The sequence below is a fragment of the Methanococcoides sp. AM1 genome (assembly GCF_900774055.1).
Taxonomy (GTDB): domain Archaea; phylum Halobacteriota; class Methanosarcinia; order Methanosarcinales; family Methanosarcinaceae; genus Methanococcoides.
The window spans coordinates 111,923-133,531 of record NZ_CAAGSW010000003.1 but is presented as its reverse complement, the minus strand read 5'-3'; the positions used below and the strand labels follow the sequence as shown (position 1 = coordinate 133,531).

At 44.0% G+C, this 21,609-nt stretch carries 17 protein-coding genes; 8 read left to right on the top strand and 9 right to left on the bottom strand.

Annotation, left to right across the window (positions count from 1 at the left end; all coding sequences use genetic code 11):
- Positions 1-115: 115 nt before the first annotated feature.
- Entirely contained in the window at positions 116-487 is a 372-nt protein-coding gene (locus E7X57_RS05715) for a VOC family protein (protein ID WP_135611527.1), read from the bottom strand.
- Between the two features lie 127 nt (positions 488-614).
- Positions 615-1,829 (bottom strand): alpha-hydroxy-acid oxidizing protein, encoded by a 1,215-nt coding sequence (locus E7X57_RS05710; protein ID WP_135611525.1) that lies wholly within the window; start codon positions 1,827-1,829, stop codon positions 615-617.
- A gap of 163 nt (positions 1,830-1,992) precedes the next feature.
- Between E7X57_RS05710 and E7X57_RS05705 the strand changes: the two genes are divergently transcribed.
- The gene (locus E7X57_RS05705) at positions 1,993-3,105 is read left to right on the top strand and encodes a citrate/2-methylcitrate synthase (protein WP_135611523.1); all 1,113 of its coding nucleotides are present in this window, start codon (positions 1,993-1,995) and stop codon (positions 3,103-3,105) included.
- A 19-nt stretch (positions 3,106-3,124) separates the two neighbouring features.
- Positions 3,125-5,887: an aconitate hydratase AcnA gene (acnA, locus tag E7X57_RS05700; protein WP_135611521.1), complete on the top strand. Its 2,763-nt coding sequence runs from the start codon at positions 3,125-3,127 to the stop codon at positions 5,885-5,887.
- Positions 5,888-6,060: 173 nt separating this feature from the next.
- On the opposite strand, the gene E7X57_RS05695 is transcribed toward acnA, so the two are convergent.
- Both E7X57_RS05695 and pncB read right to left on the bottom strand, forming a co-directional pair.
- The gene (locus E7X57_RS05695) at positions 6,061-8,592 is read right to left on the bottom strand and encodes a bifunctional aconitate hydratase 2/2-methylisocitrate dehydratase (protein ID WP_135611519.1); all 2,532 of its coding nucleotides are present in this window, start codon (positions 8,590-8,592) and stop codon (positions 6,061-6,063) included.
- A gap of 250 nt (positions 8,593-8,842) precedes the next feature.
- Positions 8,843-10,054, bottom strand: coding sequence for a nicotinate phosphoribosyltransferase (gene pncB / locus E7X57_RS05690; protein WP_135611517.1), 1,212 nt, complete (start codon positions 10,052-10,054; stop codon positions 8,843-8,845).
- Between the two features lie 129 nt (positions 10,055-10,183).
- On the opposite strand from pncB, the gene E7X57_RS05685 reads away from it, so the two are divergent.
- Positions 10,184-11,053, top strand: a complete 870-nt coding sequence (locus E7X57_RS05685; RefSeq protein ID WP_135611515.1) for a DMT family transporter — start codon at positions 10,184-10,186, stop codon at positions 11,051-11,053.
- Between the two features lie 120 nt (positions 11,054-11,173).
- Here the strand turns inward: E7X57_RS05685 and E7X57_RS12855 are convergent, their stop codons facing one another.
- The 4 genes from E7X57_RS12855 to E7X57_RS05670 form a co-directional block, all read right to left on the bottom strand.
- Positions 11,174-11,308, bottom strand: coding sequence for a hypothetical protein (locus E7X57_RS12855; protein WP_256369405.1), 135 nt, complete (start codon positions 11,306-11,308; stop codon positions 11,174-11,176).
- Positions 11,309-12,159: 851 nt separating this feature from the next.
- Complete coding sequence (locus E7X57_RS05680) at positions 12,160-13,467, bottom strand: ABC transporter permease (RefSeq protein WP_135611513.1); 1,308 nt, start codon at positions 13,465-13,467, stop codon at positions 12,160-12,162.
- 27 nt (positions 13,468-13,494) lie between these two features.
- Entirely contained in the window at positions 13,495-14,745 is a 1,251-nt protein-coding gene (locus E7X57_RS05675; protein WP_135611511.1) for a COG1361 S-layer family protein, read from the bottom strand.
- 15 nt (positions 14,746-14,760) lie between these two features.
- A complete protein-coding gene (locus tag E7X57_RS05670) occupies positions 14,761-15,501 on the bottom strand; it encodes an ABC transporter ATP-binding protein (RefSeq protein WP_135611509.1) in 741 nt (246 codons plus the stop codon).
- A gap of 113 nt (positions 15,502-15,614) precedes the next feature.
- Here E7X57_RS05670 and E7X57_RS05665 point away from each other — a divergent pair, with 113 nt between their 5' ends.
- The 5 genes from E7X57_RS05665 to E7X57_RS05645 all read left to right on the top strand — a co-directional run bounded on the left by E7X57_RS05665 (position 15,615) and on the right by E7X57_RS05645 (position 21,160).
- The gene (locus tag E7X57_RS05665; RefSeq protein WP_135611506.1) at positions 15,615-16,391 is read left to right on the top strand and encodes a hypothetical protein; all 777 of its coding nucleotides are present in this window, start codon (positions 15,615-15,617) and stop codon (positions 16,389-16,391) included.
- Positions 16,367-16,669: a winged helix-turn-helix domain-containing protein gene (locus E7X57_RS05660; protein ID WP_244603611.1), complete on the top strand. Its 303-nt coding sequence runs from the start codon at positions 16,367-16,369 to the stop codon at positions 16,667-16,669. Before E7X57_RS05665 ends, E7X57_RS05660 begins: the two co-directional genes overlap by 25 nt.
- 49 nt (positions 16,670-16,718) lie before the next feature.
- Positions 16,719-17,396 carry a RibD family protein gene (locus tag E7X57_RS05655; RefSeq protein ID WP_135611502.1) on the top strand — a complete coding sequence of 226 codons (678 nt, stop codon included), beginning with the start codon at positions 16,719-16,721 and terminating at the stop codon, positions 17,394-17,396.
- A 42-nt stretch (positions 17,397-17,438) separates the two neighbouring features.
- Positions 17,439-17,735, top strand: a complete 297-nt coding sequence (locus E7X57_RS05650) for a carboxymuconolactone decarboxylase family protein (protein WP_135611499.1) — start codon at positions 17,439-17,441, stop codon at positions 17,733-17,735.
- 245 nt (positions 17,736-17,980) lie between these two features.
- Positions 17,981-21,160, top strand: a complete 3,180-nt coding sequence (locus E7X57_RS05645) for a tetratricopeptide repeat protein (protein WP_135611496.1) — start codon at positions 17,981-17,983, stop codon at positions 21,158-21,160.
- Between the two features lie 14 nt (positions 21,161-21,174).
- Here E7X57_RS05645 and E7X57_RS05640 read toward each other — a convergent pair whose 3' ends face one another.
- On the bottom strand, positions 21,175-21,564 hold the full coding sequence (locus tag E7X57_RS05640) for a DNA polymerase ligase N-terminal domain-containing protein (protein WP_135611493.1): 390 nt from the start codon (positions 21,562-21,564) through the stop codon (positions 21,175-21,177).
- Between the last annotated feature and the right edge of the window lie 45 nt (positions 21,565-21,609).

The following is a 21,609-nucleotide window of genomic DNA, read 5'->3' as shown; positions in this document are numbered from 1 at the left end:
TTTATTTCCCCTTTGATACAGTCGAAGATCAGCTCGAATCAAATTCGGTCAGATCAGATCGGAACAAAGATCCATCAACCTGCTCAGGCCGGTCTGATCCGGATCTAAAATGACCTTACTCTGCGTTCTCATTAACTTCCCATAGACCGAAAGTGTTCTTTTCGGTATCCATACAAACTGCAAGATATCCCCAGCCGGGCACAGGCATCTTTGACTGGAGCACCATTCCTCCGAGTTCTTTCACACGGTCGCAGTACTCATCTACCGAAGTTACTCCAATGAAATTGGTGATCCTCTGTTCAGGACTACCACGAAGCCCCATTCCTCCACCAAGACCCGGCTGACCTTCAAGGTCTGTGGTCTCGATGAAATAATACTCAAACGGTCCTTCTACTTTCTCTATCTTCCAGTCAAAAAGTTCACCGTAGAACTTTTTTGCCCGCTCAGGATCATCAACTGGCAGGTCAAAATGTGCAATCGTTGGCATACAATTATCACTCCCAGATAAAATATGCCAGTGAACTGATTTAAGTTTTAGGGATGAAAATATAATTAGTCAAAAAAGAAAGTATAATCATCGAACTATACTCTTCGATCTTTTCAATTATTGTAATTCAATACTCATACAGTATATCCCTGTTAATATCCTCAAGATCATTGCAAGCTGTCATGATCATCGCTTTCTCAATGTCAGACCTCATATACTCGATCAGATTCCTGACACCTTCGGCTCCATGTGGCACAGCCTCCCGCACTATTGGACGACCTGTCAATACATAATCAGCACCCAGTGCAAGCATCTTAACCACATCAAAACCGGTCCTGATACCACCGTCAGCTGTGATCACGACCTTCCTGCCACCTCTGGAATCCCTGATAGCCTCGACAATGTTTGGAAGCACTTCAGCAACTCCGGGAGTTGAGTCAAGCACACGTCCGCCATGGTTTGAGATGCCAATTATATCTGCACCGGTTTCAAGTGCAGCAAGTGCATCCTGCTCACACATGATCCCTTTGACCATGAAAGGAAGGGGTGTGGATCGTTTGAGCTCCTTAAGGTCATCAATGGTCTTCCTGAAAACAGGTTTTCCTGCAAGGGTGAAGTTGACCGAACCTGCTCCGTCAATGTCCACGCCAACAGCTATTGCATTGGCCTTTTCAGACTGACTTATCAGGTCAAGAAGTACATCCTGGGAACGTGGTTTGAAGATATTTACTCCCCGTCCCCCTACACTTCTCAGAGCAATTATACCAGGATGCTCATCGAAATCCTTAGCTGTATCTCCTGTAAACCCGATGGTTTTGGCAAGTTTGCAGCCATTCAGGACCGAGGTCATGAAATCCTCTTCTTCGATGTTCTCGAAATAGCTCAAACCGCCAGTAGGAGATGCGAACAGGGGCATGCATACTTTTGTTCCGAAGAAGTTCTTTTCGATCACAGGTTTTTGGTGTTCACAGATAAGCCTTGTCTTAAGTTTCACTTTTTCAAGAGCCCTGAAGTTGTTGAGATAGGATATTCCCGAACCTATTCCTGCAAGACCAAGAGGTTTACCATAGTCCTGTGCGAGTTCGGGTTTTAGAAGAGGATTGTCGGCACCTTTTTCGATAACTACCTTGACACTTTTTGTTTTTGTTCTTCCTGCGACAATGTTCTCAGTTGCTTCAACGATCACAGGTTTGAGCTTATCTTTTGTAGCTCCACATATGGGGCACTTCCAGTTATCCGGAAAATCCTCTGGCCTTGTTCCGGGTTCGATACCTAAGTCCGGATCTCCCACGTCATCATCATAATGGTACACATTGCATACAGAACAATACCAACTACCCATAATCCCCACCTGTTGATAGCAAGATGTTCGTGATCCCGGCGAAAGACCCGAACATCATAAAATATGTATCTTTGTTATCAGACTTAAAAGTATCACAGAATGTAAAAACTGATTAATAGAATTATATCAGATTTACATTAAGGAAATATATCGGGGGTCTTTAATGGAACATAACTTTGCAAAAGGGCTGGAGAATATCGTTGCACTGGAAAGTAGCATCACTTTTATCGACGGAGAAAAGGGTATCCTTGAATATCGGGGGTTCGATATAGCTGAACTCGCAGACATGTCTTACGAACAGGTCTCTTACATGCTGATATATGGCAGACTGCCTGACCGGAACGAACTTAAAAGTTTCTCGGATGAGCTTAAAGAACTTAGAACAATAAGTGACAGTGCATTTAATGTGATCAGGTTCTGCAATTACAATATTGAAGCTATGGATGCCCTGAGAACCACTATTTCTTTCATGTCCCATTGTGACCCCGACCTGAACGATAATTCTCCTGAAGCGAACATCAGAAAGGGAATGAGGATGATTGCACGCTTTCCTACGGTCGTTGCATCATTTTCGAGAACAAAACACGGAATGGAAGAACTTGAACCTGACCCGGAACTATCCCATAGTGCTAATTTCCTGTACATGCTTCGTGGAACAAGACCATCTGAACTTGAAGCCCGCATCCTCGAAACAGATTTCATACTGAGTGCTGACCACGAACTCAACCCCTCCACATTTACCGCAAGAACAATAGCATCTACACTTTCAGATATCCACTCATCCGTCATCGGCGGGCTATGCGCATTGAAGGGACCTCTCCACGGCGGTGCACGTATGGCTGTGATGGAAGCCATAGATGAGATAGGTTCTGTTGATAAGGTGGAGAATTTTGTAATAGGGAAAGTTGAAAAGCACGAAAAGCTGATGGGATTCGGCCACCGTGTCTACAAGACCTATGATCCACGCGCAAAGGTATACAAAAAGCTGGCAAAAGAGATAGCTGAAGACAGGGGAGATATGCTCTGGTTCGATATTGCCGAAAGGATGGAAGAGATCGCTTACAGGGAATTTGTGGGAAAAAAGGGCAAACCAATTTACCCGAATGTGGATTTTTACTCAGGTGTCGTCTACAAATATCTGGACATTCCCTCAAAACTTGCAACCGCGGTCTTCGCCATAGGAAGAATATCGGGCTGGATTGCACATTGCCTTGAGCAATATTCAGACAACAGGCTGATACGACCTCGCGCAAAATTCGTTAGATCAGAAAAATGATTGGTCAGAGGTGTAGAGCATGAGTGAAAATTCCGGTGCTTTTGGAGCAAAAGACACTTTCAGCTTTAAGGAAAAGGAAATAACCATATACCGCCTGGCCAAACTTGAGGAAACTGGACTCTGTGAGCTCTCTTCTTTACCTTATTCTATCAGGGTATTGCTCGAGGATATCTTAAGGAACGTTGACGGCAAGGTCGTGACCGAAGAAGACGTAAAGAACCTTGCTTCCTGGAAACCTGATGACGTGCCACAGGCTGATATCCCATACATCCCGTCAAGGGTACTCTTACAGGACTTTACAGGCGTTCCTGCAGTTGTAGATATTGCAGCAATCAGGTCCGCCATGAAGAGACTCGGCGGAAAGCCGGAGGACATCAACCCGGCGATCCCTGCAGACCTTGTGATCGACCACTCTGTACAGACCGACTGCTACGGATCATCCAGAGCTATCTCCTGCAATGAGAAGCTCGAGTTCCAGAGGAACAGGGAAAGATACGAACTCCTGCACTGGGCACAGAACACTTTTGACAACTTCCGTGTGGTTCCACCTGCAAGCGGCATCATCCACCAGGTCAACCTTGAAAACCTCGCACCACTTGTTCACTTCAAGGATTTAGACGGTGAAACCGTTGCATACCCTGACACACTCGTAGGTACCGATTCCCACACCACCATGATCAACGGTCTGGGCGTGCTTGGCTGGGGTGTAGGCGGTATCGAAGCTGAAGCTGTCATGCTCGGCCAGCCATACTACATGCCGATCCCTGAAGTTGTCGGTTTCAGGCTTACCGGCAGACTGAAGGAAGGAGTAACAGCTACAGACCTTGTACTTACCGTTACCCAGATGCTCAGGGAGCACGGTGTTGTAGGCAAGTTCGTAGAATATTACGGACCCGGTTACCGCGACCTTACTCTTCCGGACAGGGCGATCCTTGCTAACATGGCACCTGAATACGGTGCAACAATGGGATTCTGTCCTGCTGATGAAAAGACACTGACTTACATGCTCATGACCGGAAGAAGCGAAGAGCACGTAGAGATGGTCAGGAATTATCTTACCGAGCAGGGACTTTTTGCATCGGCGGACAAAGCTGATCCAAAATACACTTCAACACTTGAGCTCGACATGAGCACTGTGGAGCCATCCCTTGCAGGTCCGAAAAGACCACAGGACCGCATCCCGCTTAGCAGGATGTCCGAGAGCTTCCACCAGACCATGAAGGACACCTTCGAGATGAAAACTGTAGATGAATCCGAATATTCCAGCTGGCTTGAGGACGGAGGATATGCAGTTGTCGAGAAGACACACCCTGAACACAGCGGAATTGGAAAGATCAAATGTGAGGAGGACATCCCTGCATTGAACCACGGTTCCGTGGTCATCGCTTCCATCACATCATGTACCAACACCTCTAACCCGTCAGTGCTTATCGGAGCCGGACTTCTCGCAAAGAAGGCTGTTGAGAGAGGACTAAAGGTCAGGCCATACGTGAAAACAAGCCTTGCACCCGGTTCCCGTGCAGTAACTGATTACCTGAAAGCAGCAGGGCTCATGCCATACCTTGAAGCACTGGGATTCCATCTCGTAGGATACGGATGTATGACATGTATCGGCAATAGTGGCCCGCTCAGGCAGTCCATTATCGATGAGATCGAGAGCAAGGACCTTACCACAGCAGCAGTTCTCAGCGGAAACAGGAACTTCGAAGGCAGGATCAGCCCGCATGTAAAGGCCAACTATCTCGCATCCCCAATGCTTGTAGTTGCATTCGCACTTGCAGGAACAGTTGATATTGACATGACCAACGAGCCTGTGGGATGCGATCCGAATGGTGAGCCGGTCTACCTTAACGAGCTCTGGCCAACCAACGAAGAGATCGCTGAAACAACTGCAAAGTACGTTACACCTGAGATATTCGAGAATACCTATTCAAATGTCTTCGAAGGAAACGAACTCTGGCAGCAGATGGATGCACCAAAGGGACTGCTCTACAACTGGGACCGGGATTCCACCTACATACAGGAGCCACCGTTCTTCCAGGACTTCCCAATGGATATCGATGAGATGTCAGATATCAAAGGTGCACGTGCACTCGTGTTCGTTGCAGACAGTATCACCACCGACCACATCTCCCCGGCAGGTGCAATTCCTCCTGAGTATCCTGCAGGAAAGTACCTGATCTCAAAGGGAGTTGCTGTTGAGAACTTCAATTCATACGGTTCCAGAAGAGGTAACCACGAAGTAATGATGCGTGGAACATTCGGAAATGTTCGCCTTAAGAACAAGCTGGTACCTGGCAAGGAAGGTTCATGGACCATCCACATGCCAGACGGAAAGGAAGCTTTCATCTACGACGCAGCAATGCAGTACATGGAAGACAATGTACCACTGGTAATTGTAGCAGGAAAGGAATACGGAACCGGAAGCTCACGTGACTGGGCTGCAAAAGGTACACAGCTTCTCGGAGTAAAGGCAGTTATCGCTGAATCCTACGAGAGGATCCACCGCAGCAACCTTGTTGGCATGGGAGTTGTCCCACTCCAGTTCAAGCCGGGAGAAAGTGCCGGGACATTCGACATCACAGGGCAGGAAAGCTACGATATCATCGGTATCGACAACATTCAGCCCGGAGGAGAGGTCAGGGTCGTCGCAACTGATGCTGATGGCAATGAGAAGAGTTTCAATGTGGATGTCAGGCTCACATCAGGAATAGAAGTAGAGTACTGCAAACACGGCGGTATCCTGCACAAGTTCCTCAGGGACACACTGAAGGGAGAGTAAGATATCTCCTTGATCTTTTCTTTACAGGCTGAAAGTTTCACCTTTCCTGAGTTTTCAAGGTGAAGAATAAAAATGTGGATAATGGGCATAGTGTGCCCATTATTGTTAAATGCGCTTTAAAGTTACTATTTTTGCGCATTTAACAAGTTTCACAGTTAGTTTTACAGTTTGTATTACAGGAAATCTTCCATTTCATCGAATTGAAGATACCTGTAGATCTCGGCCTGTTTTGGCTCGATCTTCTCCATGTAAACTTCCATGTACTCATCGACCGTTGGTATCCTGCCAAGGTTGGAGATAACCGCTCCAAGCTCCGCTGAACCAAGGTAGACCTGAGCTCCGTCACCCACACGATTGTCGAAATTACGGGTGCTGGTGGAGAACACTATGGATTCATCCGGTACGCGAGCCTGATTACCCATGCATAGTGAGCATCCGGCGATCTCGATGCGAGCACCGACCTGACTGTACACGGAGAAAACTGACTCTTCCCTGAGCTTTGCCTGGTCCATCCGGGTAGGTGGGCATATCCATGTACGGACATCGGGGTTGAACTTCTGATCACTCCAGATCGCGGCTGCAGCACGGAAGTGACCGATGTTTGTCATGCATGAGCCTATAAAGACGTCCTGGATCGCGGTGCCTGCAATCTCGGAAAGCAGCTTGACATCATCAGGATCATTCGGGCATGCAAGGATCGGCTCCTTGATGTCCGCAAGATCGATCCCTATGACTGCGGCGTACTCTGCATTCGGATCCGCCTTGAGCAGTTGCGGGTCTTCCAGCCACTCCTCAACAGCTTCTATGCGGTTTTGGAGAGTCTGTGCATCGTTGTACCCGTTCTCGATCATCTTTTTCATCAATGCAAGGTTGGAGCGCAGGAAAGTAGATACGGATCTTTCACCGAGCTGGATGCAACCGGCTGCGGCTGAGCGCTCTGCGGCAGAGTCCGTCAGCTCAAATGCCTGCTCGGCTGTGAGATCAGGGAGTCCTTCTATTTCGAGGATGCGGCCGTTGAAGATATTGATCTTGTTTTTCTTTGGCACGGTCATCAGACCCTGCTTGATAGCATAGTATGGAATGGCATTGACCACATCACGCAGCGTGATGCCAGGATTAAGCTTACCACTGAAACGTACCAGAACGGATTCCGGCATATCCAGAGGCATGAAACCAAGAGCTCCTGCGAAAGCAACAAGCCCGGAACCTGCCGGGAATGATATGCCTATCGGGAACCTTGTATGAGAGTCGCCACCGGTACCTACTGTGTCCGGAACCAGCAGGCGGTTAAGCCAGCTGTGGATGACACCGTCCCCGGGTTTCAGGGATACACCCGCACGCTCAGAAACGAAATTCGGCAGTGCCTTGTGCATCTTCACATCCGCAGGCTTGGGGTAGGCTGCTGTGTGACAGAATGACTGCATGAACATTGGAGCCTGGAACTTGAGGCAGGCAAGTTCTGTGAGTTCGTCGGCGGTCATAGGACCGGTGGTGTCCTGGGAACCTACAGTGGTCATTATCGGTTCACAGGCAGTGCCGGGTAGAACTCCGTCTACACCGCATGCACGACCAACTATCTTTTGTGCCAGGGAGTAAGCCTGTCCCGGCTCAGGAACCGGATTATCGGGTGTGACAAATATGTCTGTCTCAGGCAGACCCATTGCCTCGCGAGTCCGGGTGGTCAGCGAACGACCAATTATGAGAGGAATACGACCGCCAGCGCGATATTCATCCGCGAGGGTGTTGGGTTTGAGATCAAAAGTGGAGATAACATTACCTTCCCCATCTGTTACTTCGTCCTTTACGGTGTTGATGGTGATGACGTCGCCATGCTGGAGCTTGCTGATATCCATTTGCAGAGGCAGGGCACCTGAGTCCTCAGCTGTGTTAAAGAAGATAGGAGCTATGGCAGTACCAATGATCACGCAGCCACGGCGTTTATTGGGAACGTATGGTATGTCCTTGCCGATGTGCCAGAGCACACTGTTGCAGGCGGATTTACGGGAGGAACCGGTTCCTACCACATCAGCGACAAAGGCAACCTCGTTTCCTTCCTCGCGCCATTTTGCCATCTCATCAATGCCTCCCGGGAAGCGGGTATTGCCCATTTCCAGTGCATGAAGAGGTATGTCCGGGCGGCTCCATGCAGCACTTGCAGGGGAGAAATCGTCGGTGTTGATCTCGCCGTCGACCTTGAATACCTTTACAGTAACGGTTTCAGGAATTCCTGGTCTGCCTGTGAACCACTCAGCGTTAGCCCAGCTCTCAAGAACCTTTTTGGCAGCTTCATTTGTCTTTGATAGTTCCAGTACATCGTCAAAAGCTTCGTAGACAAGAGTTATACCTGAAAGCGCACAGGTAGCCTCATCTGCTACTTCAGCATCCCCGAGTGCTTCGATAAGGTATTTGACATTGTAGCCGCCGATCATGGTTCCCAGGATCCTGATGCCTTCCTTTTTGTCAATAAGCGGTGAAGAGACTTCTCCTGACAGTATCTTGCCAAGGAAATCTGCCTTGACCTTTGCAGCGGGGTCCACACCAGGAGAGATCCGTTCCGTGAACAGGTTGAGCAGGAACTCTTCCTTGTCTGCAGGAGGATTTTGTAATAACTCACAAAGTTCAGAAGTCTGTTCCGGATTCAGAGGAAGTGCGGGAATTCCCTGAGCTTTCCTCTCTTCTTCGTGTTTTAGATAAGCTTCGATCATCTTTTATCCTCCATGAAAAATTGCGTTTTCGCTGCATTGGCAGCTGAGTAGCTTTTTCCTGTATTGTTTCCTTGAAAAAAAGCATTAATTATGATATATGATGCTGATAATCGTGTTTTCTGTATATGACATTAACGGGGCAACAAATGAATGTATTTAGTAAAGGAGCTGAACCGAATACGGGAGTGTACCTTCCATGACTTACAGCTATCCCCATAAATATTCCAAAAATTCAGCTCAAAAATAACACTTAATCGTCCAGCCCTTTCCTGCCGAAAATATAGTTGGCAACCCTCAATGCATCGCAATCTCCTGTAGCCTTATCCTCAGAATCGCTCAGTTTGACCACAGGTATGCCATCGATCTTGTGAAGCTTGATAACCATGTTAAGCGGAGGACTGTAACTGAAGAAATCCGAATTATTCGTCAGGCTTGTGCCGATACCAAAACTGCAATTGATGCGGCCTTCACAATGCTCTTTTAACCGGACAGCATCCTTTACATGAAGCGAGTCACTGAATACGAGTGACTTCTTCATGGGGTCGATACCCAGCTTCTTGTAATGCTCAATTACCTCATCTGCGAATTTGAAGGGATCACCGCTGTCATGACGGACACCATCATAGATCTTGGCAAGCTCAAGGCTGAAATTCCTGAAGAAAGGCTTTGATCCGAATGTGTCGCTTAGAGCAATACCCAGATCCCCTTTGTAGACCCTGACCCAGTTCTCGAACGCGAACAGGTTTGCATTTCGAAGTCCCACAAGAGCAGAGTTACCCATGATCCATTCATGGCCGATGGTGCCTATCGGACGGACACCGTATTTTTTAGCAAGATAGACATTGCTCGTACCGGCAAATGAGTCCAGCCTGTGCAGAACGTCAACAACCTTGTCATGCAATTTGAATCCCCTGCGACGGCGCGTTCCGAATTCAGAGAAGATACAACCATTTGAATTGAGCTCTTCACCCATCTCGTTCATCAGGCTGCCATACTCGTTCATTAAAGTGATCTCAGGATCGTCTCCATTGGATGCGAACCTGTTCAACCATTCATTTTCCACAATGGTGAAATAGAGTTCTGAGATGGTCGCCATGAGAACAATTTCCCAGAGAATGGAACTGTGCCAGGGACCTTCGATACAGAGGTCAAGGTCACCATCATCAGTAAGGGATAAGTTCACTTCCGAAGCATCGAAACGGAAGTTCTTAAGATACTCAATATAAGAAGGTTTGAAAAAAGGGCAATTCGTTCTGAGCCAAGAGTATTCCTCATCGGTCAATGCCAGTCCAACGAGATCCTCATTAATAGTTCGTCGCAGTTCTGCTACAAACTCAGCAGTAAAGCGCTGTTCTCCCCTGTTTATGAAATGGTATTCTGCCCGTGCATCAGGGAAAAGTTCCAGTACAGCCATCTGCATTGTGAACTTGTAAAGGTCATTGTCCAGTATCGATCGGATCACATGAGGTCTTCCTTTTTAGATATTGAGTTATATCATACCTTATATGAATGTACATATCGAAACCAATATATAAAAACACAGGCTCACAAAAGCAATCCTTATATTGACATCTTATAAAGAGTGGTGAAAATGGAAGATCGTACAAAAGGAATTCTCTACATGTTGATGGTCGTTGCCATCTGGGGATTTTCCTTCGTTGCCACAAAAGTGTTGCTTGACTATCTTGACCCTGCAACAATCGGATTTACACGTTTTTTCATTGCTACCGTTCTCCTGTTCTCTATTTGCAGGAAAAAAGAGAACTACACAAGAGATGAGATCAAGTATGTTGCAATCGCCGGTTTTCTGGGAATTACCTGTTACTATATGTTCGAGAACGTAGCACTGACATTCACAACAGCCACCAACTCATCTCTCATAAGTGCCACAGTGCCAGTGTTCTTCCTATTCACCGTAGATGCTCTCAGAAAGAAATTCTCAAAACCAATAAAGTATCTTGGAGCTTTCATTGCTTTTGTCGGAGTTGGTCTATTAATACTGAACGGAAAGTTCAATCTCAACCTGAACCCGTTGGGAGATTTCCTGATGTTCGGATCGGTATTCTCCTGGGTGTTCTACACTTTGATCATAGACCGCATGGGTTCAAGGAACATGCTCATTGTTTCCCGGGACATCACATTAGCAGGCACGCTCTTTCTTTTGCCCTTTGCACTTTATGAAGCACAGAACCTGAGGATAGACATATTCTCACAAAATGACCTGCTGGTGGTCATAGCTGCTCTCATCTACCTGGGAGTATTCTGCTCAGCATTTGGTTTCCTTTTCTGGAACAAAGCAATACACCTTGCAGGATCAGGCACTACCACTAACGGGATCTACCTGCTCCCGCTTGTAACGATCATCGGGGACAGCATAATAATCGGAAATGTGCCGAACATCTATGTGGTGATCGGTGCAGTGCTTGTACTTGCAGGAGTTTACCTCTCCGAACGTAACTGAAATGATCTAATCAAGAAAAACAAAGATAGATTTCCCGATCGGGATATTGACCGATCTGACTTCTAACGATCAATTTGCTGCACATCAATTAGTCATCGAACTGATCAAAAAAGACCCAATTCAGGAAATCTCACACCTGATGGCCTCTTCACCAGTCTCTGCATCACGATAAGTCTTCCGCCGCTTGGAATACTTCTCCTTGTAGCCACAGACAATAAAGATGCAGTCGATCTTTGTGAAATGCTCACATTTCATGCATTCCAGCAGTTCGATATCCCTGTTAAGCTAAGGGCAGTTCTCGATCCATCCTTCAAGCACTGGAAATTTGTTTTGAAGTTTTATTGTATCACCCCATAATATGGGATATTAAAGACAAATATATATTTTGTCCAGACTATGATAAAAGGAAACAAGATCTCATAAAACATTGATTGTTTCTTTATTTCATATTTTCTTTGCTGAAGAGCCCCTTTGCTTCAGCAACAATAAGTTGTTACTAAATGAAGAGTATATATAAGAGAAAATTGCATTTCACTTTTGAACTTGATATTCCTGGTCTTTATGTATAGCATCTCCATTTCATAGAGAACTTATGTTCGAGTCTTACTTTCCTACATATTAGAGGAATGCATGATAAAAAATAATATAGTTTATAAGTGTTGAAACATATATATTTGAAAAGAAATGGGGAAGGTTGATAAAAATGGCTGATCAGAGAATCTGTACGTGTCTAAATTGTGGAAATTGTTTTAATGAAAGAAGCCCGGAAATATTAGAGGAAAGTTGCCAAAATTGTTTTTGTAAAGAAGTTGGAGTTACTACTCTTCTTTTCGATCTTAAAAAATAATGACCTGACGAATAGCTTAAGAACAAGACATCGAAGAAGTACCCACATTTCATTAATTCAAAAAATTCGACATTTCTGTTAAATCAGGGACAGTTCTCGACCCACCACTCAAGTATTTCTAAGCAACAACTGTTATTGTGCCTTAATTGATCAATTCCGATAGTAAAAAAAACATAAATAGATAAATAAATAAATAAATAAATAAAGAGGATCAGAGAACCGGGATCAATGTTCCTCAGTACTCCATTCCCTTCTCAATTTACTCATACCTCAAAGCATCCACAGGATTCAGCTTCGAAGCATTCTTTGCAGGCATGAGACCTGCCACCAGGCCAACTCCAATTGAAACGATCGTTGCTACTGCCGTTGCCTTCAGGCTCAATGTGAATGCAAATGCGATCTTCAGCTGCATCGAAATGAGGAACACTATAACCTGCACTATTGCTGTTCCCAGAAGAATTCCAAGCAGACCGCCTACAAGACCTATCAGGGCAGCATTGCACAAGAATATCAGAAGGATGTCCTCGTTTCGGGCACCGATCGCCTTCATGATACCGATCTCCTTTGTTTTCTCAAGCACTGAAGTGAACATGGTGTTGGCAATACCTACTGAGCCTACCAGCAGCGAGATACCTGCAATGAAAGCAAGGAATGCGGTCAGACCGGTAATTAACTTATTAGTACCTTCCATTATTTCCTTCTGTGAGGAAATGTAGAAATCCTTGGAATCCTCATCGACGCGTCTTGATAACTGCAATTTATTGTCCATGTAATCGAGCACAGTATTCACATCGGAACCCTCGTAAAGCTTCACCTCAATTGAATCGTAGACGCCTTCCTCTTTTGCAAAGGCATCGTCCTCACCCTGAAGGTCATAAACATCATCGCATGACATATACACACTACTGCCGAACATACTGCTTATGCCCCCAAGCAGGCCGTCCCCTTTTGCAAGGATGCCGACTACGCGATATGATCTTTCATTCATGACGATCATCTGGTTAAGCCTTATCTTCTTATCTTTGAACGCCTCGTTTGCAAGTGAATCGGAAATAACCACAACATTCCGATCACCGGGTTTTAGCATCCGACCTTCAGCGATCTTGTCTGTGGTTATCTTCCCCCATACCTTCGGGTCCACGCCGCTTATCCATACGGATGTCTCTTCTGTACCCATTGCCAGTAATGCACTGCTTTCAACTTTTACATTGATATACTCGACCTCAGGGATCCTCTCAAGAGTGAGCACATCCTTCTTTGTTAACTTCGCCTGTGTATCCATATCAGGGTCTTCAAGGTACTCATTGTACTCCTGATCTTTAACAGGATCAACACCTACTTCTTCTTCATCGATGACCTGGAAAGGCGTGGAAGCGACTATGGTGATAGTATCACCTCCAAATCCTTCCAGTGTCTTGGTTACCTGGTCCTGGAAAAATTCACCTGTTGTCACCACGGTCATAACAGAAGCTATCCCTATGATAACTCCAATTATAGTAAGCCAGCTTCGCAGTTTATTGGCTTTGACCATGTTCAATGATATCTTGAATATCTTTGCCGGTTTCATGTTGAATACCCCGAATAAGAAGAAATGTTAGAGCTTTTTCTTCTTATAGAACACAAAGCCTGCAACACAAGCAACTGCGAAAGCAAGAACTATCCAGCTGTTTGACCCGCTGCTTTTGGCTGATTCCTGTATTATCACCGGTTTTGATGCAAGTACTGACAATTCCTTGTCCTGAACTTCTCTCTCACCATCACTTGATGTATAGGCGATCTGGAACTTCAATGGAAGGAACTCACCATAAGTGTCAGGAGTAATGCCAAAATCTGCTATCGTGTAGTCGCCTTTTTGGAGACTGCCAAGAACAACGGAATTTGAACCACCGTTCGCACTCCAGCCATCCTGGTCAGGAATGGATATGGTCACTGAACTTGCCTTGTTGTTTCCGATATTGGAAACCGAGAAGGAATAATCACCCCTTATGGTCTGCTCGACAAAAACGATATCGAAATCAGTTGTACCACCGATATAGATACCTGCTTTACTCTCAATGGTCTTACGTTTCTGGTTCTCCAGTGTTCCGGCCTGTGTGATGGTTTGCAGTTCCTCCACATCATCATAAATAAGTGTCATATCCAGCTTGTAGAGTCCGGGTTTTGTGTTGACATTTGTCAATACTTGGTACTCTACGGTCGCATTCTCACCAATATCGATGAAATTGATGTACTTCACGTTGCTTGAACCTACAGGAAGTATAAGGTCACCTGTGCTATCCCATGAGAACATAGCATTCTTCAAAGGAGAATTTCCAACGTTCTTTATGACAAAGGACAGGTTGGTCTTCTTTCCCGGAACCAGTTTCTCAAGGCTGATGGACTCGACCTCAGCATTGGATTCACTGTCAACATCGATCATGACATCCTGTTTTAGGGAAACATGCTCCCTGTTACCCTGCTCATAGACCAATACCTCAAGAGGATATTGACCTGCGTTGACATTGTTGTCAACTAGAAGTTCGAACTTTACAACTTTGCTGTTCTCATCCTCATACCGCTTTCCGAGCTTACCGAGATTCTCGATCAACGGTTGCCCGGAAACTTTGTTGAAAGGGTATTTTGGAACTACCTCAACAATAACGTTATCTGTTGCACTTGACCTGGTGTTCTGGATAGAAAATCTAACTTCAAGAACATCACCAGGTTTTACAGGATCTGGTTTCTGGTTCAGTAGATCTACGATCAATCCCCTGTCAGAATTGGTCATGCCCATTGCAGTATGTCCAAATAACATTGAAATGAAAAGGAATAATACTAAAATTGTTGAAATCTTTTTAAAATTCATATCGGATCACCTTTTTTAGATATTATGATCATCAAAGTTTGTCTGAGATCCATCCCCGGACAAATTATCATTAAGCTCATCGCGAACTATCTGACCGTCCTTTAGAACTATGTGCCTCGCAGCATACTGTGCAAGATCCATGTCGTGGGTTACCATCACCACGGTCTTTCCCTTCTCTTTCCAGAGCCTTTGAAGAATGTTCATTACCTCACGCCCGGTCTTACTGTCCAGAGCACCGGTTGGTTCATCTGCAAGAATAAGCTCGGGATCACATGCCAGTGACCTTGCAATGGAAACGCGTTGCTGCTGCCCGCCGGAAAGCTGGCTGGGCCTGTTGTTCAGCTTGTCTGACAGGCCGACCATTTCAAGGGATTCCTTTGCTCTTTCCATGGCAACATTATCTTCAACTTCCTGGATCTCAAGGGGAAGAAGAACATTCTCAAGAGCGGACATTCCCGGGATCAGGTTATACTGCTGAAAAACGAATCCAATGGTCTTCCCTCTGAGTGTGGATAGGTCTGATTCGGTCATTTCAGATATATTCCTTGACTTAAGGAAGATCTCGCCTTCAGACGGGACATCAAGGCAGCCTACAAGATTCATCATTGTGGATTTCCCACTTCCTGAAGGGCCTATGATAGCAGCAAACTCTCCACGGTCTATGGAAACACTTACATTCCGGAGGGCATTTACCTGCACTTCTCCCATCTGGTAGGTCTTCCAGACGTTACTGAAAGCGATCAGTGGTTCTGACATGAACTGTTGTAAATACTGACATCTATAAAAACGAGAAGTAGTTGAGAAAGATAGTTGAAAAACATAGTTTAACTACATTTTTTATATATACCAGCTCCTACATAGGACCGAACATGGCAATCGATGCTGTTGATGCAATACTGACACCGAAGATACTTGAGATGGCAACAGAAATGACATCCATGTATACATTAACGGATGTTGTATTCGACCTCATTGCATATCCTGTCATGGCCATTCTTGCATTGATGATCTATCTGGAAATAGCCAAACTTTATTCAATTAGCCAGTATGAGGGACTTAAGCATTTCAAAAATACCTTCTTTTTCTTCGGTGTTGGAAATCTTGCACTTCTGACAATGCTGATCTCAATGGTAATGGCAAAATTTTCATTGGAAGCCGGAACATTGTTCTTTATGATAGTAGGAATTCCTGCACTGATATTAGCAGGATGTTCTTTCTGGATAGCAAACACAGAATTGCTTTATACAATTACATGGCGGCTTTTCGATAATATCTCCACGAAAAGAAGATATAAATCAATATTTTTCCTGGGTTTGATGGTATTCGTCCTGATGGATGTAATGGTATACGGATTTATATCAGGACATTATGGACTTGCCAGTACAATTATTTACAAAGGAAGTATATTTATACTGATACTCATGTTAATAAGATCTAATCTCAGATCGTCCGGAAGGATAGGTTCAATAAACCACCCTTACTATCTCGGGCTTATCATTATATTTACACTGAACTTCCTTGGTACTTTCAGTAATGTGATAGCAGAAGATACTATAGCAGGATATGTCATAAACGGACTTACGATCGTAGCTTATTTCATTATTCTTAAAGGAATTCGAAAATGGACTCGCATTCTAACAATATGAAGCCTTTCCAGAAAAGAAGCCGTCTGGAGATCATAAGGGATATACTCAAAGTTATCCGCGAGTCCAACAATACGATCAGTCCAACAAAACTTCAGAGGTTATCGAACCTTTCCTTCCAGATGTTCGAAGAATATGTCGGAGACCTTGAATCAAAGGGCCTTATCGCAATCAGACCATACAAGGAAAAACGCAAGATATATTCACTGACCGATAAGGGAAGGAACTTCCTCGATAAATACGAAGATTTCGTAGCATTTCTTGCAGACTTTGGCCTTTGAACAACGGTAGCTTTTTTCTTTGAAGAGAACAATGTAACTATGGGGTTACATGGCAAAGCCAAAGGTAATAATACATAATTCCATTAGCCTTGATGGCTCATTTCAGGACATCGAGGTCGATATGGGAATCCATTATGGAACAGCGGTAAGCTTTGGAGAAGACATTCACCTTGTAGGAGCAAACACTGCAAAGACCGGGATCGAAATGTTTGGTGGGGTTCCATCGGAAGAGGATGCCGATCTCAGGAAAACTGAAAGAGAAAGCACGATCCCAATATGGGCTATCATTGACTCAAAGGGTATTCTGAAAGGATCACTACATGTGTTCCGAAGATTCGATATGTGCCGGGATGTGATCGTACTTGTATCAGGATCAACGCCAGAGGAATACCTGGAATATCTTAAAGAAAGAGACTACGACTTCATTGTAACCGGTAAAGAACACGTTGACCTTAAAGAAGCACTCGAACTGCTTAGTAAAAAGTACAAGGCAGGAAAAGTTCTGGTCGACAGCGGAAGCAGCCTTAACGGAGCATTGCTCGAAGAGGATCTGGTAGACGAAATCAGCCTGATCGTGATGCCCCTTTTGACAGGGAAAGGAACCGATACCTTGTTTGCCAATATCAGGAAGACAAAGCCTATCGAACTAGAACTGTTAAAATGTGAGGAACTGGAGAAAGACCATGTATGGCTTGTTTACAAAATTAACCGTTCTTCTGATAAGTGATAATGCAATTGTATTCGATAAAATTGACCAGGGAGAGAGATAATGACATTTTTAGATGACAATTTACCAGAAGCTTCTAAGGCTTTTGGAGACATGCGTTCAGCAATATTCAGGAAAAATTCACTTGACTTGAAAGTCAAGGAACTTATAGCAGTCGCATCTGCAGTTCTTATGAGATGTGAGAAATGTGTGAAGATACATTCTGAAAGAGCAAAGGAAAACGGTGCAACAGAGGAAGAGATCGCCGAAGCCATAGCAGTAGCAATGTTCATTGCAGGTGGATCACAGTTGCACTGGACAGATGCTTATGAAGATATCTTTGACGGATCAAATGATTAAATGAATATATAAAAGAAGACAAGAAAATCTGATTAATGGAAAACTTTATTTGTGTTAGAGCTATTTTCATGTTATCATAAAAGTTAGTGAATAGCTCTAATCTAAATAAGACCTTGAAAGAAAAGACAAGTTAAAAGGATATGGATAAAATTTACTAATAAAAACGAAATTGATGCTATTAACTTACTAGATACAAAAAAAATATCTGGTTTCTGAATTAAAAAATGATTTTAATGGGTTAAAATATGGTGGTCAAAGGATCCATTCTAAGTGTACTAATTGTTATCGTTCTGATCTCAGGATTTGGCCTTCAGGCTCAAAGTCTGAGCTTTGATGCCAGAGAGCTGAATGAAGAAGGATCTGCTTTAACGTTGAACGGAAGCTATGAAGAAGCACTGGTCAAATACGATATGGCCCTCGAGATTGAACCTGATTACGTTGAAGCTCTTGATAATAAAGCCTCAACATATTACCTTCTTGGGGAGTACGATAAAGCAGTAGAATATTATGACATGATACTGGAACTTCAACCTGATCATGTACCAACGCTTACCAAAAAAGGCATGGCATTTTCTGAAAAAGGGGACTACCAGTCTGCTATTTCAATATATGATCAGGCACTGGTCTCGATCGAAAAATACCTGACAAAGCCAGGTGGATCAAATAATTCCACTAAAGTAAATGCTTCCATGACAATATCTGAGACAACAGAAGATATGAGCTCAGAAGAAGCAACTGTACTTTATCACAAGGCAAAGGCATTGGACAGCATCGGTGAACACGATGAAGCAATGAAGATCTATGGAAGTTTCCTTGAGCTGCAAATGGAGCGCTCGTCCTACATCTATATGAAAGCTATAGATTATGCAGAAGATGGAAAGATGTCCAGATCTATCGAACTATATGATGAAGCTTTGACGATCGATCCGGATAATACGACCATATGGTACCACAAAGGTCAGGCATATGACAGCCTTGGAGAATATGAAAAGGCAATTGAAGCATATAGTATGGTCAGTAAATTCGATCCGAAGAACAGTGATGCATGGTGGAGCGCCTCACAGGCCTATGCGATCCTTGGTGAAACTGAACTGTCAATAAAAGCGTATCAGAAAGTTGTTGAACTTGACCCTTACAACATAGATGCATGGTTAAAACTCGGTGAAGCATTCGAATCAACTGGAAAATATCAGGATGCATTAATAAGTTACGGGCAGGTGATCCAGCTTGATCCTGACAATACAAAAGCCTGGCAAAACAAAGGGATTGTCCTTGACAGTCTTGGAAGATATGATGAAGCCATTATTAGCTACGATAAAGCTTTGGGTAATGATCCCGACACCATTGCAAAGATATACTTACAATATCCTGCTATTGCACAATTGAACACCAGCAGAGAGGAAAACTGCTATGATCAAACACCCGATTTTAGTATGGATTCAACAAAATTGTGGTTTGATAAGGGTTCGATCTACCTAAAACAGGGACAATATGAAAAGGCCGTTGAAAGTTTTGACAAAGCACTTGAACTTGAAACAAAACATCCCACTGTCTGGTATAACAAAGCAGTTGCTCTTGACGAATTGGGTATGTATGATGAAGCTATAGAATCCTACACTGCAGCTCTGAAAAAAGACTCTTCGTGTTCAAAGGCATGGTACCAGAAGGGTTTTGATCTTGATAAACTCGACAGGTATAACGAAGCTGTCTATTGCTACAGAAAAGCTGTTGACATCGAACCGGAGTTAACTCTTGCATGGTATGCACTTGGACTTGACCTTGATCATCTCGAAGAATATGATCAAGCGATCATCGCTTATGAAATGGTCAGCGAACAGAAACCCGACTTTATTGATGCTTATTATAGAAAAGGAAGAGTGCTGGCAAAAAATGGTAATTATCAGGAAGCTATTGATATTTATCAGGAAGCTTTGACACTTGAACCATCAAATTCAGCCTTAAACACGCAGGTGCAGGTAACTACCAGCAAAATGGAGAGGATAAACAGTTCTTCAAGCATTCCATCCGTCAGAAGTTATTTTGTCGGACCAGGCTTGATGGAAATGTTCAGTGTCGTGGATCTTGATAATGGGAACGGCTACTACGATCCAGTCGATACCAATAGTATAGAGTCTTCAGATGTTGATATGATAGGTGTTGAACCCCATGCAGAGGATGCATGGTTTGCTCAGGGAAATACCCTTTTAAATACCGGTGACTATTCAGCCGCTTTAAGTTCATACAATAAAGCTATCCTGATAGATCCCAATTCCAGCAATATGTGGGTCATGAGGGGAAGAACATATGATATGTTGAAAAGACAAGTTGAAGCTATTGAAAATTACAGAATAGCAGTTGAACTTGATGTTAACAACCGTGATGCATGGTTCTATCTTGCACAGGATTATAGCAACATCGGGGATCATTACCATGCAATTGAGTCCTATGATAATGTTCTCAGGATCAACCCACAGGATGCAACTTCATTGTTCATGATAGCACGTTCATACGAAAATCTTGAGCTTTATGATAATTCATTGACATATTATAATGAGCTTTTGAAGTTAGAACCCGAAAACCTTGAAGGCTGGTACTATCGTGGAGAAACATCCTATAAAAATGGGAACTACGACGATGCGATCTTATCCTATGAAAAAGTGCTGGAAACCGATCCTCAGAACGTCGAAGTAATATTTGCACAGGCTCTTGCATTCGAAAAGTCTGGAAAGGTTGAGGATGCCATCGCATCCTATGATCTGATACTTGCCATTAATATCAATGACTCTGCTGCTCTTTACAAACTAGGGGAAGCATATGAGAACAATGGTCTTTATGGAAATGCTATCAACTGTTATGACAGCATACTTGCAAATGATCCTGCGGACACAAAAGCACTTAGCATGAAGGGATTTGACCTCTATATGAGCGGAGATTATAATGGTGCAATGTACTACTATGATAAGGTTCTCGAGATCGAACCAAATAATGCTGCTGCATGGTACAATAAAGGAACTGCTGCTTACCTGACAAGCAGTTACGTTGCATCATCAGACTTCTATGCTAAGGCACTTGAACTGCAACCCAATTCGATCTCTGCATGGTACAATCGAGGCTTTATTGCCAATATTCTCGGAGATGTGGAAGGAGCAATTGGATACTATGAAAAAGCATTGGAGATAGATCCCAGATCAACTTCTGTGCTCTATAACAAGAGATTTGCACACTACAGGATCGGAGAATCAGTATCAGCAGAAAATGAGAAAAATAAACTGGAATCTATTGATCCGGGATTTGTAGAGGCACTTGATGACAGGGGAACAAAGTTCTTCCTGCCTCAGGAATACGACCCCAGTATTACATACAAGGTTCCTGACAGATGGTATGATGCCAATGAGAATAACAGTATAAAAGCAGCTCTCAAGTAATGAAAATAAAAGGTTTATTCTTTTTTCTTAAAGAAGAGCCAGCTATTCTTAGCTTTCCCGAAGTTCGTCTTTACCAGGACGAACTTACCTTTCATTTTTTCACCTGACAAACTGAAAACGATCTCTTTTTCTTTGATTATCTCTGGTTCAAGGATACCGTGATCCCATATCTCGACCTTGCCGGCACCATAGTTGCCTTCGGGTATCGTGCCTTCAAAGTCAGCATATTCAATTGCATGATCATCGGTCTGTATGGCAAGCCTCTTGACCCCTTCTACAGTCGGAGGTTCCTTAGGGATCGCCCAGCTTTTGAGAACACCATCCATCTCAAGACGCAGGTCATAGTGAAGGTTGCGTGCATGATGCTTCTGTATCACAAATATAGGAACGTCCTTAGCAGTCATCAATAATAAAAAGAGACTTTGAACTTAATAAGAGTTTCACTACAG

Coding starts and splice junctions, on each gene's coding strand:
- E7X57_RS05715 (WP_135611527.1), bottom strand. CDS start 487: ATGCCAACGATTGCACATTTTGACCTGCCAGTTGATGATCCTGAGCGG.
- E7X57_RS05710 (WP_135611525.1), bottom strand. CDS start 1,829: ATGGGTAGTTGGTATTGTTCTGTATGCAATGTGTACCATTATGATGAT.
- E7X57_RS05705 (WP_135611523.1), top strand. CDS start 1,993: ATGGAACATAACTTTGCAAAAGGGCTGGAGAATATCGTTGCACTGGAA.
- acnA (WP_135611521.1), top strand. CDS start 3,125: ATGAGTGAAAATTCCGGTGCTTTTGGAGCAAAAGACACTTTCAGCTTT.
- E7X57_RS05695 (WP_135611519.1), bottom strand. CDS start 8,592: ATGATCGAAGCTTATCTAAAACACGAAGAAGAGAGGAAAGCTCAGGGA.
- E7X57_RS05685 (WP_135611515.1), top strand. CDS start 10,184: ATGGAAGATCGTACAAAAGGAATTCTCTACATGTTGATGGTCGTTGCC.
- E7X57_RS12855 (WP_256369405.1), bottom strand. CDS start 11,308: ATGAAATGTGAGCATTTCACAAAGATCGACTGCATCTTTATTGTCTGT.
- E7X57_RS05680 (WP_135611513.1), bottom strand. CDS start 13,467: ATGAAACCGGCAAAGATATTCAAGATATCATTGAACATGGTCAAAGCC.
- E7X57_RS05675 (WP_135611511.1), bottom strand. CDS start 14,745: ATGAATTTTAAAAAGATTTCAACAATTTTAGTATTATTCCTTTTCATT.
- E7X57_RS05670 (WP_135611509.1), bottom strand. CDS start 15,501: ATGTCAGAACCACTGATCGCTTTCAGTAACGTCTGGAAGACCTACCAG.
- E7X57_RS05665 (WP_135611506.1), top strand. CDS start 15,615: ATGGCAATCGATGCTGTTGATGCAATACTGACACCGAAGATACTTGAG.
- E7X57_RS05660 (WP_244603611.1), top strand. CDS start 16,367: ATGGACTCGCATTCTAACAATATGAAGCCTTTCCAGAAAAGAAGCCGT.
- E7X57_RS05655 (WP_135611502.1), top strand. CDS start 16,719: ATGGCAAAGCCAAAGGTAATAATACATAATTCCATTAGCCTTGATGGC.
- E7X57_RS05650 (WP_135611499.1), top strand. CDS start 17,439: ATGACATTTTTAGATGACAATTTACCAGAAGCTTCTAAGGCTTTTGGA.
- E7X57_RS05645 (WP_135611496.1), top strand. CDS start 17,981: ATGGTGGTCAAAGGATCCATTCTAAGTGTACTAATTGTTATCGTTCTG.
- E7X57_RS05640 (WP_135611493.1), bottom strand. CDS start 21,564: ATGACTGCTAAGGACGTTCCTATATTTGTGATACAGAAGCATCATGCA.